The organism is Enterococcus sp. DIV1307a, from assembly GCF_050537425.1.
GTDB classification, from domain to species: Bacteria; Bacillota; Bacilli; order Lactobacillales; family Enterococcaceae; genus Enterococcus; species Enterococcus faecalis.
In genome coordinates this window covers 675,781-694,051 of the sequence record NZ_CP172914.1, presented here as the reverse complement: position 1 = coordinate 694,051, position 18,271 = coordinate 675,781, and the positions used below count along the sequence as shown (strand labels likewise).

Here is an 18,271-nt window from a genome sequence, read left to right as displayed (position 1 = left end):
TATGCCTAGCCTTAACGAAAGGAAGAAACCTATGACTTTTCAAGAAACTATTAGCGCCTATATCCAAGAACGTTATCAGATAACGCCCGATTTCCCTTTTGAAAAACACCCAGACTATCTCGTCTTTCGTCATCCTAGAAATGCAAAATGGTTTGCTTTAATTATGCCACTGGATGCACAACTGCTCGGCGCTACCGAGAATAAGCAGCTCACTATTTTAACCGTTAAACTTGCGCCTGAATTGATTGCCTTATTAAAGAACCAACCTGGCTATTTTCCTGCCTATCATATGAATAAAGAGCATTGGTTAAGTCTTTCTGAAGAAATTCCGCTCTCACAAATTTTTTCATTTATAGGTGAAAGTTACCAACGGAGTTATTAAAGGAACGTACTAAGAGTAGAGCCTGAGATAAAAATCACTTTGGCTTTTTGTCTCAGGCATAGAAAATAATAAAGGCTTGATATTTTGCCCCAACCTTGTTGATAGATAGCACTTTCCTCTGGATTTTTGATACTAACATTTGTTTAAGCATTCTCGCCAAAGACAAAATAGACGATCAGAAGCGTCAAAATGAAACCCACGACAATTAGTAGTACTCTTTTTCCATTTTTTTGAGCGGATTTATCTTCATGGAGTTCTAATACTGTGGCTAAACGTTTAAGTTCTTCCGTTGTAAAGGAACACTCTATTCGTAATAAATTAATTTTTTCAGGTTCAATATTTGTTCGTTCAGAGAGTTGCTCATTGGAGAAAGTTGAATTCTTGACTGCTTCTTTTATGTTTAGAAATTGTTTTTGTTTTGGAGCGACAAAAAAAGCGTGATACACATACGTGACTAGTGGAACGATTACAATAATTAAACTAGTTAACTCGAAAAAAACCGCGATGATTCCTAAAATTGCCATGATTAGTATAAAGCTAAACCCAATTATTTTATTCTTATTCATTTTTAACTCCTTTTTTTGCTAATTTGATTAATTTATTTGAAGTCTACTCAACCTATTTAATATAATTAATTCTACGACTAGTCTTGGAAAAATTTTCATTGATGTTCTTTCTGTTCAAATCCTTACAGGTCGCAGTAACTGCGGCCATCTCTGCCAATGCATAGCTGGTATTGCAGCAGCTGCTGTCCCTCCGCTGGCAACTCCTACAAAAGCATCGAGAACACCACTACCAGCAGTCCCTGCTGCAAAGGTTAATCCCGCTCCAACATATTCTGTTGCTGCTTGCGCTAAACCTGCTAGCTGTCCGATAAATACTCCTGTATTATAGGCCGGATTCTGCTTAATCCAGTCTTGTTCTAGCCATCTTGACAATCTCGAATTGATTGGTAGTATTATCCCATTATTGGATAATGACTGTTTAATAACGCCGGCACCAAAGGCGACCCCAGACTTCGCTTTCTCTACTACTTGTTTTCCTACTTTTTTCGCTGTCTGATAGAACTTCGGCAAAGTATTCTTCAAAGATTTGCCCCAGTTTCTCAGTAAGTTCTGGCCTTCTTTTGTCTTCGGTTTGCCTTTACTACCTGTTGCTTTTTGGTAGTCTGCGGTTGGTATCCTTAGCTAAGCAAGGGGAACCTAGCGGTTCTTTTCCTTAATCTATAAACGGTATCAGTAACGAAACAAACTGATACCGTTTATAAATATTAGACTTAACTATTTAGCCCAACAATAGATACAAGTGCCTCTATCTTAACTAAAGACTTTTCCACCATTTATCCGACTTAAAATCATTTGGAATGTTTTCCTCACTAAATTCTTCTACTCCTAAATTTTCTAATTCATCAAACCACAAATTTCTTTTTGAAATTGGCAGTTTTGTACTACACCAAGGACAATAATTTATTTCTATTGATGATTCTTCACCATCGTGAATTATTAGCCCATATTCATCATATTTCGGAATATAAACAATCAATACATCTGGATTTTGATATAATTCAGAATTCAATCCATTATCATCTTTTGTAAAATTATTCATATTTTCGCAACAATAACTCATATTTCCATGTCTCCTTTTATAGGATATTTAATTCTAAGAAAAATCCTTTTTTATCATTTGTTTCTGAAAGCAAGTAATATCGAGTTTGTTTTTTTAAAACACTTTTCAAATATGATGTTGCTCTTCCATATTCTAAAAAGTCAACTAATTCTTTAAAAAATATTCTTTCTTTTTGCTCTGTACTGTCTTTTAATTTTACGATAATTAAATATTGTTCTTCTTTTTGTAAATAGCTGACCTTTTTTTCTAGAATGTACTCTTCCCTACATTCTAAAAAAGAATCTATTTCGGACCAAATACCAATTTCATAACTACAGTCTAAATCACTTTTTAACATTTTAATTTGATTCAAATCCATATATTTACATCTCCTTAAACTATTTCGGAATATAATACCCGCCTTTTTTAGGGGAATGAACAGATATAATTCCTCCAGATTCATTTGTCACTACCTTATTTCCTCTTTTATCTACATATTCCCAAGTTTTCCGTCCAAATCCGTCTATTTTAGACTTCCGATTATTTTTATTATTTGTAATTATAGAGTCAATGACTTCTTTTGAAAAACCTCGTTCATTAGCTCGTTCAGCTCCATGCTCCGAAAAAGAATGTCCTCCTGGAGTTTTGTCTCCAGTCTTAATCTCCTTACTTGAACTACTCGAACTATAATTCCTAGAATTAAAATTATTCTGCAGTACCTTACTGGCATGCGCTCCAATTGCTGCAGTAGCCGCAGTAACTGCGGCCATCTCTGCCACTGCCATAGCTGGTATTGCAGCAGCTGCTGTCCCTCCGCTGGCAACACCTACAAATGCATCAAGAATACCACTACCAGCAGTCCCTGCTGCAAAGGTTAATCCCGCTCCAACATATTCTGTTGCTGCTTGCGCTAAACCTGCTAGCTGTCCGATAAATACTCCTGTATTATAGGCTGGATTCTGCTTAATCCAATCTTGTTCTAGCCATCTTGACAATCTCGAATTGATTGGTAGTATTATCCCATTATTGGATAATGACTGTTTAATAACGCCGGCACCAAAGGCGACCCCGGACTTTGCTTTCTCTACTACTTGTTTTCCTACTTTTTTCGCCGTCTGACAGAACTTCGTCAAAGTATTCTTCAAAGATTTGCCCCAGTTTCTCAGTAAGTTCTGGCCTTCTTTTGTCTTCGGTTTGCCTTTACTACCTGTTGCTTTTTGGTAGTCTGCGGTTAAACGTTGTTGGCGTTGGGCTGTTTGTATCGCTTGGATTTGTGCATAGCTTAGAGTACTTTGGCTACTTGGTGCACCGCTTGCGACGGGATAGCCGCTATAGTAGCTGTAGCCACTATAATTGGCGGAGGCTGGTTGCCAATAGTTAGTTCCTCCTCCAGAGAAATAATTACTTACGGTATTATAGGCAGTTCTCGCAAAGTTGGTGACGCCAGAATAAACCGAACTTGCGACTTGTTTGACACCGTTCCACACGCTACTCGCTACTTGCTTCACACCATTCCAAACAGTGCTGACAACTTTTTTCGCGGTATTATACACATTGCTAACGACTTGTTTTGCTTTATTAACTACTTTACTGGCCGTTTTTTTGATACCTGACCACACGTTTTGGAACCAATTTTTCTTATGTCCCGTTGGGTCGGTATAGTTGATTGGGTTGTTTTCGACATACGTGTAGCCGTTTTGGCTTAATGGATTATCTTCTTCCCCTTCGTAACTGTCTTGGGTCAGGAAGGTGCTACTGTGGCTGTCATAGTAACGAGCTCTGAGGTAATGATAACCTGTAATGTCCTGTGCTTCTCCAGTATACCCATAAGGATTGCCAGTGTCATCTTTTTCTGTTGGTCTGCCGAAAACGCTGTAGTGAGTCGTGTTGGTTATTTTTTCTCCTTGGACTAAACCGGTGACACTGCCACGGGCATCGGTCAAGTATTGATAATCTTCGTTCGTTTGATGATTGGTATAACTGAGTCGTTCATGGCCGTACGTGTACGTCTCTCGTGTTTTCTTTTCATCATCATACGTTTGCAGAACTTGGGTACTTTCTTGATTGACATCATTGACATAGTTGCGCACTTCGTAGTAATTGTACGTATCTTCCCTAGTTGTATAAGGGATTAACACGTCATTCACTTCGGAAGAATAAGTGACTTTCCCTTCACCAGGCCGCTTGCCTAAGCTTGGTGGATTGACTACAATCCCTTCTTCGTTCGCTCGATCTTTCGCGATTTTTTGATGGTAGGCACGTGAAATAGTATCAAAAGCCTCCAACCAAAGATCGCCAACGGTTTCTGGTAAACTTGAAAGTGCTTGGAGAACGTTGCCTGTAAATCCGTACCAGAAAAGAGAATTCTCTTCGCCGTTGGGACTAGTCGCTGGGGATTTACGGCGATCGTCTGGCACGTGTTTCGCTGCGACTTTGCTTTTTTTCTCTTGACGTTTAAAGAGTTGATAGGCGGTCGTTTTTTCTGTGCGACTCGCTGTGAAGACCCGATTATTTTCGCCGTCATAAAGTGCTGCTAATAGTAAGCCTTGATTATCTTTGACTGCTAGTAAGCGATTTTCTGTGTCATAAATATAGTCTAGTGTTTCATCGGTGCCACTTTGTTTCAGACGATTACCGTTCTTATCGTATTCATAAGTGATGGTCTCCTGATCGTTTTTCATACGCAACAGGCGATTGTTGTCGTCATAAGTGAACTCAGTTTTTACTTCTTGCCCAGCAATGGTTTCCGTACTGGTTAATTTATTGCCTGCTTGATCGTAAGTGTAGTTATACGTTGCAAGTTCCTGTTTTTTCTTCTTATCAAAAACGGTCATCTGAACGACTTGTCCTAAGCTATCGTATTCATAAGTTTGTACAACGGTTTTGCCAGCTTGTGTAATGACTTCTTCTGAAATAAAGGTATCGGCATTATATTCATAACGATAGGATGCCAGTTCTTTGCCTTTTTTGTTACGATGCACAATTTCTTCAACACGATTGTCCAAACGATAAGTTAGCGTTGAAGTCGTGCCATCTTTGCGCTTGATTTTGGTCATGTTGCCAGCATCGTCATATTCGTAAGTCGTCGTTTGGTTCTCTTTGTCAGTGACTTTGGTTAAACGGTCCAATTCATCATAGCTGTACTTGACTTCAGACTTGTCGGCGTAAGTCATTTTTTTGATGTTGCCATAATCATCATACGTGTACTTAATCAAGCTGCCGTCGCCTTGGCGGACACCAGTTATTTCGTCTTCGTCGTTGTATTCGTATTGGGTTTGTCCCGTTAAGTCATTCATGGAAATTCGACGTCCTTCTGAATCATAAGTGTACATCACGGTACCATCTGCTTTTTCTGAATAATTGACTTGCAGCAGTTGATCCAGCTTGTTGTAATCATAGGAAATCGTTTTGCCATTGGCTTGTTTGACACTTTCTAAACGATCGTCCGCATCATAGGTGTATTTTGTGGTGTCACCTAAGCTATTGACTTTTTCCACGACATTCGATAGTTCATCGTATTTATATTTGGTGACTTTACCATTGCCATTGGTCATCTCGGTAATATTGCCGACAGAATCATACGCGTAGCTGGTTGTCGCCGCTTTTGCGCCAGTTCCGGTAGTGGCTTCAAGTAGTTGATCTGCTTTGTCATAGCTGTAGCTAGTCACTCGTTGTCCGCCAGAAGTAACTTTAGTTAAATTGTTATTGCCGTCGTATGAAAATTCGTTGAAAGCCCCTTCACTTGAAATAATTTTCGTTAAGCGGTCATCTTGGTCATATTGATAAGCCGTGACTTGTCCAGCGGTATTGGTTTCGCTTGTTAAGCGATCTCCTGTATCATAGGTCTTAGAACTTTTTTGACCTAATGCGTTAATGGTTTCGGTTAGATTACCGTTTGGATCATAGTTGTAGGTTTCTTTCCGTTGACCGTTAATGGTTCGTGTCGTCAGCTGACCGACTGGATCATACTCATAAGAAGTCTTGCGTCCGGTTGGTGTAGAAACGGTTTTTAATTGATCTAAAACATCATAACTGTAGTTGGTTTTGATGCCACTTGGACTGACGGTTTGCGCTAAATTCCCTGCTTCATCATAGGTAAACGTAGTCGTTAAGTCTGCTGGATTGGTCGTTTTCAGCAAGCGCCCCGCTTTATCATAATCATAAGTTGTAACCCGTTTTGATTGATCTTCTTGTTTGATTAAATTCCCAGCAACATCATAGGTATAGCTTTGCGATAAACCTTTCGGTGCCAATTGTTGGCTTAAACGTCCTAATTTATCATAAGCGTAACTGTATTTAGCGCCGTTCGGTAAAGTCCGTTTGATGGCTTGGCCGTAAAGATTATTTTCATAAGTTGTTTTGTGGCTGTTTTCATCTGTTTCTGATAAAAGTCCGCCTGCTTGATCATAGGTATATTTACTGATACCACCAGTCGGTTTCGTGATACTAGTAACACGGTTCATTGAATCATAGGTATAGCTAGTACGATTTTCTTCGCCGCTTGTTTCAGTTAAAAGGTTGCCTAAATGATCATAAGAATACTTTTGGACAGCACCTGTGGGACTAACTTTTTCAGTTAGACGATTCAGGGGATCGTATTTCAAGGCTGTTGTATTCTTTTTTGCATCGGTATAAAGGATCAAGTTTTGATTGGCATCGTAACCGTAACTGGTTTTTTCGCCCTTTTCATCTGTGATACTCGAGACATTCCCTAAAATATCATAGGTGTAAACCATCTTCCCGCCAGCTGGATTTGTTTCTGTAACAATTTGGTTGATTGCATCATACGTATAAGCCGTGCTACGTCCTTTTGCATCGGTTGTTTCGGTTAAATTGCCATTTTCGTCATAGGTATAGGTTGACTTCTTCCCTTCGACATCCGTGGACGTCAGCAGATTGCCCATGACGTCATACGTGAATGTTTCGCTGGTTTTGTCTGCATAAACAATTTTTGTAACGTTGTTTTGTTCGTCATATTCATAGGTTGTGACTTCCCCTAAGCTGTTTGTTTCTGTCAGCCTTTCACCCGACGCATTATACGTATAGGTTTCATCTAATCCCTGGTTGTCTTTTAAATGGACCACACGATTACTTGCATCATATTCGTATTCAGTGATTAAACCGTTAGAGTGTGTTTCTTTGACTAACCGATCTAATTCATCATAGGTATTCGTTAATGTGGAACCATCAGGATTTTCAACTTTTTCTGTTTGAGCAGTCGGTGTATATGAAAGCTTGTAGACATTGCCATTTTCATCGGTAATAGCGGTCGGATAGCCTAGTCCATTATATGCATAGACCTTTTTATTACCTAAAGCATCAGTTGCGCTGGTTATCTGCTCAATTTGACTGTAGGAATACTTTGTTTGGTTGCCTAAGCCGTCTGTAACTGTTTCTGGTAAATTATGACCATTATAAGTGGTGCTGGTGGTATAGCCCGCTGCATCAGTTACACTGGCTTGGTTGCCGTTGCCATCATAGGCAATTTTGGTTTGATTGCCTAGCGGATCCGTAATTGTCGCTAAGGCGCCACCTTTTGTATAGCTATAAATAGTTTCTTTGCCACGAGCGTCGATGAACGAAAGAACGTTGCCCATTTTGTCATAGGTGTACGTACTTGTTTTTTGATTTGGATACGTGACTTTTGTTACATTTCCTAACGAATCATAGGTATAGTTTGTTGTTCTGTTATTAGTTGTTTCACTTAATTTGTTACCATTTTCATCGTAGGTATACGTGGTGACAATTCCAGCTTCGTCTGTCCGTTTAATAATCCAGCCTAAATCGTTGTATTCATTTGATACTTGGGTGCCATCAGGTTTCTCTGCTTTGACCAAATTACCCGTGTCATCATAAGTATTACTGGTCACTTGTTTCAGTGGATCGGTCATTGTGGCGATTTGATTCGTAATGTCGTCATACGTGTAAGTCGTTGTTTTTCCCGCTTCATTCGTATCACTTAGCAAACGGCCTAATGCATCTCTTTGGTAGGTTAATGTTTGGCCAGCCGCATTGGTTTCACTTAGTAAGCGTTGATGTTGATCATAGGTATAGGTTGTCGTCTGTCCTTCTGGATTGGTCATCTTAATCTGATTACCCATACCGTCATAAGCATACGTATAGCTACCACCAGTGGCATTGGTCATACTCAACTTGTTGCCAACTGCATCATAAGTGAATGTCGACGTAAAGCCGTTACCGTCTGTTTGGGCTATTACTTGACCAGCACCATCGTAGGTATAACTGGTCGTTTGTCCGTCTGGGGTCGTTTCGCTGGTTTTGCGTCCTTCACCATCATAGGTCATCGTTGTGATGCCGCCTAATGGGTTTGTCATGCTAACAGGAAGTCCGTGAGCATTATAGGTGATACTAGTCACACCCTCTAGAGGATTGATAATTTTGTCCAAAAAGGCACCCGAATAACTATAAGTCGTTTGGTTACCCTCAGAATCAGTGGTACTCGTTATACGCCCTTGTTTATCAACAGCAAAGGTCATTTTGCCTTGCTGATTGATTTGGCTAGAGAGTAAATTCCCTGCTTTGTCATACGTATATAATGTCTTGGTTCCATCAAAATCGACTTCACTAGTGATGTGATTTTTATCATCATAAGTAGCTTTTTTAACAGCGCCGTCAAAACGCGTTTTCGTCAGCTGATTCCCCTTTTTATCATAGGTGTAGCTAGAAGTTTGTCCTAGTTCGTTCGTCTCACTGATTAGACGATTCTCGGCATCATAAGCTTTGACAACACTTGTGTCATCAGGATAGCTGATTTGAGTTGTGCGGTATTGTTTGTCATAGTGATACGTTGTGACCGCACCATTGCCGTCTGTTGTAATTGTTTGTCCGTTGCTGTACACCAACGTTGACACAGCGCCTGTTCCGTCAACTTGTTTGACAACACGAGCTTCTTTATCATAGGTATTTTCAATAATTTTATTGCCATTGCCGTCATACCAAGCAGTCATTAGACCTTCTTTGTTGTATTCATAACGTGTTTTGACCCCTATCGCATCAGTAAAACCAATCAAATGTCCTTCGTTATCGTATTCATAGGCTAATTTAGCGCCGTTGGGTACCGTAATATTGCTGATATAGCCCTCTTCGTTCATGGTAATGTTGTACATGGTGCCTGTTGGATCAGTAATAGCAGTTAATTGCGCATTTTTATTGTAATCAAATTTCGTTACGTTGCCTTTTTCATCTTTTTGGCTAGTTAGCAGACCAAAATAATTAAAGGTTTTCTCTTGGTTATCATTGTCTGTGATTTGATACTCTTTCACCTTATATTTTTCTTTGCCATTGCCAAAATCGGCTTCTTTCGTTTCTTTTTCTTTGACTGTCATCGTTAAATCATAACCTGCTGGCGCAAGGTATTTGTTGCCTTCTTTTTTAAATTTCAGAATACTGCCATCTGTTCGTGTATAATAAAGGTTTTCTTTTTCATCACTAGTGACTTGTTCATTGAAAGCAAAAGACCAACCACGTCCAAAAAGACTATTGATGTCCGCTCCTTTGGAATTGTACGTTCGCGTAATTTCAAAATTGCTAGTTAAGCTAGGAATCGTAACATCCGTCCGATCTAGATAAAAATTGCCTGTATTCAAATTAATCGGTTCAAAACCGAACTCGCAATGCAGACCACGTCCCATTAATAAGCTATCAATATCTTGTTTGGTTCCATCTGAAAGCTTCGGTGGATTATATGGCTTGTTCGCATTTTTCTTGGGATTGCGAATAAACAGTGTATTATTTTGTAAAAGCAACATGTCTTGTACTCGATTGTCATAAACAATTTGAGCTAATGGTACGCCATAATAAGCAGCGATTTTAGGTAACGTATCATATTGCGTCACTTTGTAAATGACAAATTTTTCACTACTCTTTTTCCCGCTAGAACGGCCATCTTTTTTACTTTCTGCATCAATCGTGTAAACCGTATTGTGGGTTGGCGCGGTAAACGGAATCCCTGTTTGCCAATTAGAAAGTTTATCTCGGTATTTCGTGGTTCCTTTTGGAAAATAAGAGTCAAATAGACTTGAATTAGGATACTTATAAGAATAACTAGCAAACGATTGTCCAGCAAAGTCTTTGCCTTTATCACTCAAGCTATAATCCAAAATCGCACCTGGTGTTGTTAATCCGTCTGCAAAAACACCTTGAAACTGCAATTTCCCTTTTTTATCCGCTGTCATCATGGATCGTAAAGCAACGGTCGTATCTTTAATTGGATAATGGATATCAACTGGATCAGGAATCGACCAATTAATCGTTAAACTTGGGCGTTTATCAGGTGTAAAATCAAATTGTCCTGGACCACCTGTTGAATAGGTCGTATAAAAAGCTCCACCATAATCATTTTCATTGGTTGCCTGAACGACTATCCCATAATTTTTGCTCGTTCCTTGTACCCAACTATTAACCGCATCACGAATATCAAATTGATGCAGCCCATATTTGGCACTACTAATTGCTTTTTCGCCTGTTGGCTCTTGTGATAAGCCGACTGAATTATCCCATGTCAATGTATCAATATTAAAGTCTTCTGTCAGTTTATAACTAGAAAACGTCGCATTGGTTTGCGGATACTGAATGTATTGATACAAATTATAGGTAGCACTATCAATCTTTGCCTCTTTAGGAATTTTCGAAAAGTCATAATTAATTTTTGAATAAATCCTTGTCCGTCCAACATCTTTTGCATTCCCGATTCCGGTCATTTCTTGCGTAATATAGCCAACATAGCCATAGCCGCGCCCTTGATAGGTTCCATGTACTGAACTAGTGACCGTATCAATTAAATTTTCGGTAGGAACGGTTACTGTTGGATCAATCCGAACAGGATAAACACGTGCTTCATCTGCTAACCATTCTTGACTGGCGTCAACCGTTAATTCATAATGATCTTCTTGTTTCTGAAGACTAAGTGTAATGTCTTCACTTGTTTCACCAGCTTGATCCATCATTTGTGGCGCCGATAAAACAAACAGCACTTCTTTTTGACCTTTTTTCCGAATTAGGACTTGATTACTCTCTAAAAAAGCTGAATACTTTTCAGTAGAAAACTGATACACAAATTGATGTTTTTCCCGCCATTTTTCTAAAATAATTTCTTCTTTGACACCTTTATCCGTCACCGTGTACTGAACATCATCACCTTCGTCAACATTGTTATAAAGAAGCGCATTTTCTTTAACTGTCACATTTTTATAAACCTTATCCTTTGGCATTAACTCTAACGTATCCTCGCCTTTTGATACTTGAACCCCTTGATTTTGATCCATTTTATCTGGTAAAACGACTGCTACAGGACTGCTACTCGGTTTAAAAATAGTTTTATCATCTTCGTTCACCGACACCAGACTTAAATCGACAGGAACCTCAATTTCTTCTTCATTTTTATATGTTTTAACGTCACTGTTAATATAGGTGATAAAATGTGTGTCATCTACTTTATAAATCTGTTCCTGACCATTTTCTAAAATCGGCTCACCATATTTTGTTTTTAACGATTCTTCCTCTTTATTAAGCTTCTTCTCTTCGACCTCGGGCAAGTGCAGAGCATATTCTTTGTTTCCATCGTCAATTTTTTTCTTGCCATCTAATTCTGAAGGAGAAGTTTCTGTTTCTTTGAACGATGTGTCCTCTGTTTGGTTCTGGGTCTCTGGAACGACTGACTCTTGAACATTCTCTACCGTTTCTTTATAATAATTTTTTGCCTTATTTTGTTCAACAGTATCCTGAATCTCTTCCGCATAAGCGAAAGGCATACTCCCCATTAATAAATGCACCAACACAACATACTTAATAATTTTTTCTATCCTTTTTTTCAATTTTACCCCTACTCCCTTTTTTTTGATTGAAATAGCTCTTTATAAACAATTCCAATTGAAATAACTATATCTGTTAGAAACATGACTATCGGATTAATACTCGGTAAAAATATTCGTATCCCTATAGATATACTTAATAAAAAGAAAACCCCCAACAACAATTGTCTAAATAACCGATTTTTCCAACAAAATGATTCATTTAAAAAGTTTTCTAAGCAATAGTAAAGAAAAATAAACCGTGCACTTCCTTGTATATAAGTCGTTAATATCCAAATTAAACGCTTTGTCCCTTCATAGGAAATTTCTGTTGTACGGTAGAGCATTTCTCCCAATAGCCCTAGAAGAACTCCTGATAGAAGCATCACCAACAAATAATTTTTTAAAGCTCGTCGTACTTTTTTCTTTGAAGATACCTTACGATAAAATAGATAAAATAAATACAGGAAAAGACCTACGCCTAGACTTACTAATGTTACACCAATCCCATAACTAATAATTCTATTAAATGAGTCTTCTAGTCTAGAAGTAACTATTCCATTTAAAAATAAATAACTTCCCATTCCATAAAACATTACTCCTACAACATACAGAGTAAAATAAAATTTCTTTATTCCTTCCCCTAGACTACTCTTCACTTTTGTTCCGTTCCCTTTCTCTTGCATGAACAACAAACCTTCTCTCCCCATCTTTTTCATCACAAGTCGACAATATCAAAAGTTTCCCGTGCGCTTGGGCAACAGATTTACGATAATGGCCTTGTGCTTGTTTTGAATATTCCTCAATCCTTTCCTGGTAATCATTCACAGCCTTTAAATCCCCTAAATGATACGTTTCAAACAAATGCTCATCTGTAAAACGATAGGCTGCAAAAACTTCATACTCAATCACTTCTTGCTGTGTTCGAATGGTAATTCTACGATTCGTCTCAAAAAAATTTGTATCTGCAAAATTCGATAGTGTTCCAAACATCGATCCATCTCTCGTAGAATGTCCATAAATAATCGTGACAGGGTCCTTAAAATCTTTCCTATTGACTCCCTCAGTAAAAACCGCACCATAAATGGTTTCATTATGATCAACATCATGCGTAAGATAATAACTATCCTCTGTTAAATGTTGTGCTACAGGATAATGAATACTTGTACCCTCAACATCTAACTGAGCATATACATCTGAATTACTATGAAAAGCAGTTTGGCTTTTATTAACACTTAATTCTGACTTTATATTTTCTACATCTAGAAATTTCAGCCAACAGATTCCTAAAACAAAAATTAAAACAACAAGCGTTAGAAATTGTTTCAACAAATCCCTCCTAATTAGTTATAAACTTCATACATCTCCAATAAAACATTATCATATAAAATTAAAAAAATAGAAATATAATCATTTAAAATATTATCACAATATTCAAAACAATGAAATAGTAATTAACCTTTAAAAAATAAGCTATAAAACCTTTGAAATAAATAAAAATATTTATTGATTAAAATTAACATCTCCTAGTTGTTTTTATTCGATAAATAAAAACAACAAACATTAATTATAATTAATTATTTATATAATTTTATTAAAATTATTTTTAAGCATGATAATATTTGGCTATTTAAATAAAGATAAAAAAACACCCTACTCAAGGAGTAGGGTGTGAAAGATTATTTAAGCTTATTTGCTTAAAGCGTCTTTTGCTTGTTCAGCTAACGCTGTAAATGCTGCTGCATCGTTAACGGCTAAGTCAGCTAACATTTTGCGGTTGATATCAATCTCTGCCAATTTCAAACCGTGCATTAATTTAGAATAGCTTAAGCCATTCATGCGAGCTGCCGCGTTGATACGTGCAATCCATAATTTACGGAAGTCACGTTTCTTTTGACGACGGTCTCTGAATGCATAGTAATAAGAGTTCATTACTTGTTCTTTTGCTGATTTAAATAAAGTATGTTTTGATCCGTAGTAGCCTTTCGCTAACTTAAGGACTTTTTTACGACGTTTACGGGTTACTGTTCCACCTTTAACACGTGCCATGTTGAATTCCTCCTAATATCTTGTTTCTCTTGACGGTAATCTAAAAGTCACCGAGTTGTTTTATTTCATTCTTGCTAATTGTTGGCGGATACGTTTGTAATCGCCTTTTGCAACCATGCTTGCTTTACGCAATTGACGGCGTTGTTTTTTAGTTTTACCGTGGAAACGGTGAGATGTAAAGGCACGGCCACGTTTTAAGCCGCCTCCACCAGTACGTTTTACACGTTTTGCTAATCCGCGGTGTGTTTTTTGTTTTGGCATGACTAATTTTCCTCCTCAAAATCTTTGCTTCAAGTGAAAGACTCTAACAGTCACAACTGTCGAATATCCTTCTTGTAGAAATTACCAAAAGTCCGAATGCTCGGTCTCTTCGTTTACTTGTCGTTTTTCGGTGCCAGCGTTAGAAACATGCTGCGTCCGTCCATTTTCGCTTTTTGTTCCACTGTGGCGATGTCCGCAGTTTCTTCAGCTAAGCGATCAAGAACTTTCTGACCAATCTCTTTATGGGTAATGGCACGGCCTTTGAAACGGATAGAAGCTTTCACTTTGTCTCCTTTTTCTAAGAACTTACGCGCATTACGAAGTTTTGTATTGAAGTCATTTACGTCAATTGTTGGACTTAAACGAACTTCTTTGACGTTGATCACTTTTTGTTTCTTGCGAGCTTCACGCTCTTTCTTTTGTTGTTCGAAACGGAATTTTCCATAATCCATAATTCGCGCAACTGGTGGTTTCGCTCCTGGCGCTACAAGTACTAAATCCAAGTTTGCAGATTCAGCGATTTGTAATGCTTCTGCTTTGGTTTTTACACCTAATTGTTCACCATCTTGTCCGATCAAACGTAACTCGCGTGCACGAATGCCGTCGTTAACCATCATATCCTTTGCTATGGTCATTCACCTCCAAAATTTTTAAGAGAAAATCCTAACGGAAGTCTGCTTTGTTTGCTAAATGCAATAAAAAAACAGGTTCCTATCCAGAACCCGCCAACAGTCTGCCTTACTTAAAAAAATAAGGAATACTTTATCTAGCCCAGCGATATACTCAACTAAGGCGAGAAGCGGGGGCTTCTGCTTTCATTTCTCAACTTCACTAGTTTACCTTAGATTATCCTAGTTGTCAATATATTTCCTCAAAAAAAAACGAATCTAGCACTAGATTCGTTTGAACTCGTATTTTGATCATTAATAATTAGTGGACTGTCCCAATGTGACTTCCTAGAAACAAATGGTTCAACACATGGTGTACATTTTCTATCCCCTAGGCGATCCCTGTAGTCCCTACAGTTCTTCTATTTATAAGGTTTCTCGTTTAGACAAGCCACGTTCTAAGATTTTTTGGCTTCTAAGATACTCTGAATTTTCTGTACTTTCAGAAAAAGACAACTCTGTTTCGATCTCCTCTGACTCAATACAAATGAGTTCTTTGCCATACCATTGTGCTTTATACAACAGTTTAGCTAAAAATAAAGACCAAGCTAGTTCAGAACGATCATGTTTTGGCGGCCGCTCATTACTGTGATGGGCTTTTTCAATACAAATAACATCGTAACTTGAAACCAATTCCGTTGTAATTTTGTTTAAAATATCCGTCCGTTGGTTGGCTATTTTTTCGCGAATTTTTGCGACTTTTATTTTTTGTTTTTGATAATTTTTTGCTTGCGAAAGATCGACACCTTTTTCTAAAGCAATCATTTTACGCTTGTTTAATTTTCGTTCTTCTTGACGTAGTTTTTGCTTTAAATGCTTTGAACAATAGCTTTTTTCGAAGCTTTCACCATTCGAAAGCAGCGCAAATTTTTCCCTACTGCTACAAATTCCCACCATTTTTTGTTGCTTTGTTTTCGTTTCAATCGGCGCTTCACACAAAATGGAAACATAATAATTGTGACTCGCACTCATAGAAATAGTTACAGATTTTATCTCCCCCAGCGGTTGGCGGTGTACCTTCATTTTAATTAAAGATTTCAATTTAGGTACTTTCAAATAACGATTATCCAAAATTTTGACCGTGCCATGTTGATTGTTCGTAGTGTAGGAATGCACCGTTTCTTTCTTTTTCTTTTTTGGAAATCCCATCCCTTTTTCCCGATAAAAATTTTTAAAGGCTCGATCCAAATAAACTTGTGCATTTGCCAAGGCTAAACTATCAACTTCTCTGAGGACAGGGTATTGTTTCTTATATTTAGCTGGCGTTGGCATTTTAAACGTTTGTTGAGGATTTTTTCGCATCTCTTTGTAGATATCAATCCGGTCTTGTAACATTAAATTATACACCAATCGAACACAAGAAAATGTTTTTTGAATAAACTCTTCTTGTTTTGAGGTTGGATAAAGTCTGTATTTATAAGCTTTCAGAGCCTTCATCTCATAACCACCCTACCAAGATAGTTAGAAAAGAAGCTGGTTATAAACCAGCTTTTCTTTTCTTCTCTTCAATTTTTTCACGGTACATTGCAACTTCGTCTTCAGCACAATAAACATAGTGTCCATTGAGAATTTCACGGAGCTCACGATCTTTCCCATCTGCCGCTGCAGGCTGGTAAACGATCCGTTTACGTGTGCGTTCATAGTCTGGATCTGGTAATGGAATCGCAGAAAGTAAACTTTCTGTATAAGGATGAACGCCGAAATTATAGACATCATCACTTGTGCCCATTTCCAATAATTTCCCACTGTGCATTACGCCAATTCGGTCACTGATATGTTTTACCATCGATAAGTCATGTGCAATAAACAAGTAAGTTAAGCCTTGTTCTTTTTGTAAATCTTGTAATAAGTTTACTACTTGAGCTTGAATCGACACATCCAAAGCCGAAATCGGCTCATCACAGATAATGAAACGTGGATTAACCGCTAAAGCACGAGCAATCCCAATCCGTTGACGTTGCCCACCAGAAAACTCATGAGGATAACGCGTACTGTGACTTGGATTTAATCCCACCGTTTTTAAAAGTTCATTGACTTTTTCTTCCCGCTCTTTTGGTGTTTTAGCTAATCCATTGACATCGATTCCTTCAGCAATAATATCATTGACTTTCATTCTTGGATTCAATGAAGCATATGGATCTTGGAAGATCATTTGAACATCGCGGCGGAATGCTTGCATGTCCGCTTTTGATTTAATTTTGCTAATGTCTTTTCCATCGAAAAGAATTTCACCAGCAGTTGGATCATATAAACGAATGACACTGCGACCAGTTGTTGATTTTCCACTTCCTGATTCGCCAACTAATCCAAAGGTTTCGCCTTCAAAAATATGAAAACTAATGTCATCAATGGCTTTTACTTCGTCTTTACGACCAACATTGAAATACTGTTTCAAACCAGTGACTTCTAATAGGACTTTTTTCTCTTCTGCCATTAATTACTACCTCCTGGATTTTTTTGACGCTCTGCATAAATTGCCCAACGACGAACAATCTCTGCTGGAGGCGTAACTTTTGGTGCTTGTGGTGCTAATAACCACGTTGCTGCTTTGTGTGTCGGTGATACTTCAAAATAAGGTGGTTCTTTTTCTGTATCAATTTTTAAAGCAAACTCATTCCGTGGATAGAAGGCATCTCCAGTTGGTGGATCTAATAAATCTGGAGGTGAACCTGGAATCGCATAAAGTTTGTCTTCTGTTCCTTCCATCGTTGGCATTGACCCTAAAAGTCCCCAAGTATATGGATGTTGTGGATTATAGAAAATTTCTTCTGCTGTTCCCACTTCAACCAGACGTCCACCGTACATGACAGCGACACGGTCAGCCACGTTCGCTACTACCCCTAAATCATGGGTAATGAAAATAATCGAAGTGCTAATTTTTTCTTGTAAGTCTTTTAATAACTCTAAAATTTGTGCTTGGATGGTTACATCCAACGCTGTAGTTGGTTCATCTGCAATTAGAACTTCTGGATAACAAATTAAAGCAATTGCAATGACAATCCGTTGACGTTGTCCACCAGAAAATTGGTGCGGATAGTTTTTCAAACGTTTTTCAGCATTAGGAATGCCGACTAATTTTAGTAATTCTAATGCTTGCGCTAAGCCTTCTTTTTTTGAGACTTTATTATGTTTGATTAATGATTCCGCCACTTGTTTGCCAATTGGCATCGTTGGGTCTAATGAAGTCATCGGATCTTGGAAAATCATTGCGATTTCTTTACCACGAATGGCTTGCATTTGTTTTTCTGTTTTATGAACAATATCTTGCCCTTTAAACAAAATTTCCCCGTTATCAATATTGGCATTACTGCTCAACAAACGCATAATACTGCGAGTTGTAACAGATTTACCACTCCCTGATTCACCTACGATGGCTAACGTTTCACCTTTATAAAGATCAAAACTCACACCACGAATGGCGTTGACTTTACCTGCAAACGTATCAAAGGAGATTCTTAAGTCTTTAACTTCTAATACTTTTTCCATAGTCATTCACC

14 protein-coding genes are annotated in these 18,271 nt (G+C 38.0%); 1 reads left to right on the top strand and 13 read right to left on the bottom strand.

The window, feature by feature from the left end; all coding sequences use genetic code 11:
- Nucleotide 1: 1 nt before the first annotated feature.
- Nucleotides 2–382, top strand: coding sequence for an MmcQ/YjbR family DNA-binding protein (locus IGL90_RS03320; RefSeq protein ID WP_048738153.1), 381 nt, complete (start codon nt 2–4; stop codon nt 380–382).
- Between the two features lie 143 nt (nt 383–525).
- Here the strand turns inward: IGL90_RS03320 and IGL90_RS03315 are convergent, their stop codons facing one another.
- The 13 genes from IGL90_RS03315 to opp1D form a co-directional block, all read right to left on the bottom strand.
- Nucleotides 526–948: a hypothetical protein gene (locus IGL90_RS03315; protein ID WP_010824467.1), complete on the bottom strand. Its 423-nt coding sequence runs from the start codon at nt 946–948 to the stop codon at nt 526–528.
- A gap of 114 nt (nt 949–1,062) precedes the next feature.
- A complete protein-coding gene (locus tag IGL90_RS03310) occupies nt 1,063–1,470 on the bottom strand; it encodes a hypothetical protein (RefSeq protein WP_104859636.1) in 408 nt (135 codons plus the stop codon).
- 232 nt (nt 1,471–1,702) lie between these two features.
- Entirely contained in the window at nt 1,703–2,008 is a 306-nt protein-coding gene (locus tag IGL90_RS03305) for a DUF6980 family protein (RefSeq protein WP_010824466.1), read from the bottom strand.
- A 16-nt stretch (nt 2,009–2,024) separates the two neighbouring features.
- Entirely contained in the window at nt 2,025–2,366 is a 342-nt protein-coding gene (locus IGL90_RS03300) for a hypothetical protein (protein ID WP_010824465.1), read from the bottom strand.
- Nucleotides 2,367–2,385: 19 nt separating this feature from the next.
- On the bottom strand, nt 2,386–11,820 hold the full coding sequence (locus IGL90_RS03295) for a DUF6531 domain-containing protein (RefSeq protein WP_240466842.1): 9,435 nt from the start codon (nt 11,818–11,820) through the stop codon (nt 2,386–2,388).
- 8 nt (nt 11,821–11,828) lie between these two features.
- Nucleotides 11,829–12,482 carry a hypothetical protein gene (locus IGL90_RS03290; protein ID WP_239660066.1) on the bottom strand — a complete coding sequence of 218 codons (654 nt, stop codon included), beginning with the start codon at nt 12,480–12,482 and terminating at the stop codon, nt 11,829–11,831.
- Nucleotides 12,445–13,125 (bottom strand): class B sortase, encoded by a 681-nt coding sequence (locus IGL90_RS03285; RefSeq protein WP_010819806.1) that lies wholly within the window; start codon nt 13,123–13,125, stop codon nt 12,445–12,447. The genes IGL90_RS03290 and IGL90_RS03285 overlap by 38 nt, the downstream gene beginning before the upstream one ends.
- 360 nt (nt 13,126–13,485) lie before the next feature.
- Entirely contained in the window at nt 13,486–13,845 is a 360-nt protein-coding gene (gene rplT, locus IGL90_RS03280) for a 50S ribosomal protein L20 (protein WP_002355799.1), read from the bottom strand.
- A gap of 60 nt (nt 13,846–13,905) precedes the next feature.
- Nucleotides 13,906–14,106 (bottom strand): 50S ribosomal protein L35, encoded by a 201-nt coding sequence (rpmI, locus tag IGL90_RS03275; RefSeq protein ID WP_002355798.1) that lies wholly within the window; start codon nt 14,104–14,106, stop codon nt 13,906–13,908.
- 113 nt (nt 14,107–14,219) lie between these two features.
- Nucleotides 14,220–14,741 carry a translation initiation factor IF-3 gene (infC, locus tag IGL90_RS03270; RefSeq protein ID WP_002355797.1) on the bottom strand — a complete coding sequence of 174 codons (522 nt, stop codon included), beginning with the start codon at nt 14,739–14,741 and terminating at the stop codon, nt 14,220–14,222.
- 399 nt (nt 14,742–15,140) lie between these two features.
- The gene (locus IGL90_RS03265; RefSeq protein ID WP_002355796.1) at nt 15,141–16,211 is read right to left on the bottom strand and encodes an RNA-guided endonuclease TnpB family protein; all 1,071 of its coding nucleotides are present in this window, start codon (nt 16,209–16,211) and stop codon (nt 15,141–15,143) included.
- Nucleotides 16,212–16,251: 40 nt separating this feature from the next.
- Nucleotides 16,252–17,208 carry an oligopeptide ABC transporter ATP-binding protein Opp1F gene (gene opp1F / locus IGL90_RS03260; protein WP_002361357.1) on the bottom strand — a complete coding sequence of 319 codons (957 nt, stop codon included), beginning with the start codon at nt 17,206–17,208 and terminating at the stop codon, nt 16,252–16,254.
- Nucleotides 17,208–18,266, bottom strand: a complete 1,059-nt coding sequence (gene opp1D / locus IGL90_RS03255; protein WP_002355794.1) for an oligopeptide ABC transporter ATP-binding protein Opp1D — start codon at nt 18,264–18,266, stop codon at nt 17,208–17,210. Before opp1D ends, opp1F begins: the two co-directional genes overlap by 1 nt.
- Between the last annotated feature and the right edge of the window lie 5 nt (nt 18,267–18,271).

Coding starts and splice junctions, on each gene's coding strand:
- IGL90_RS03265 (WP_002355796.1), bottom strand. CDS start 16,211: ATGAAGGCTCTGAAAGCTTATAAATACAGACTTTATCCAACCTCAAAA.
- rplT (WP_002355799.1), bottom strand. CDS start 13,845: ATGGCACGTGTTAAAGGTGGAACAGTAACCCGTAAACGTCGTAAAAAA.
- opp1F (WP_002361357.1), bottom strand. CDS start 17,208: ATGGCAGAAGAGAAAAAAGTCCTATTAGAAGTCACTGGTTTGAAACAG.
- IGL90_RS03315 (WP_010824467.1), bottom strand. CDS start 948: ATGAATAAGAATAAAATAATTGGGTTTAGCTTTATACTAATCATGGCA.
- IGL90_RS03305 (WP_010824466.1), bottom strand. CDS start 2,008: ATGAGTTATTGTTGCGAAAATATGAATAATTTTACAAAAGATGATAAT.
- IGL90_RS03300 (WP_010824465.1), bottom strand. CDS start 2,366: ATGGATTTGAATCAAATTAAAATGTTAAAAAGTGATTTAGACTGTAGT.
- infC (WP_002355797.1), bottom strand. CDS start 14,741: ATGACCATAGCAAAGGATATGATGGTTAACGACGGCATTCGTGCACGC.
- rpmI (WP_002355798.1), bottom strand. CDS start 14,106: ATGCCAAAACAAAAAACACACCGCGGATTAGCAAAACGTGTAAAACGT.
- IGL90_RS03290 (WP_239660066.1), bottom strand. CDS start 12,482: ATGCAAGAGAAAGGGAACGGAACAAAAGTGAAGAGTAGTCTAGGGGAA.
- IGL90_RS03320 (WP_048738153.1), top strand. CDS start 2: ATGCCTAGCCTTAACGAAAGGAAGAAACCTATGACTTTTCAAGAAACT.
- opp1D (WP_002355794.1), bottom strand. CDS start 18,266: ATGACTATGGAAAAAGTATTAGAAGTTAAAGACTTAAGAATCTCCTTT.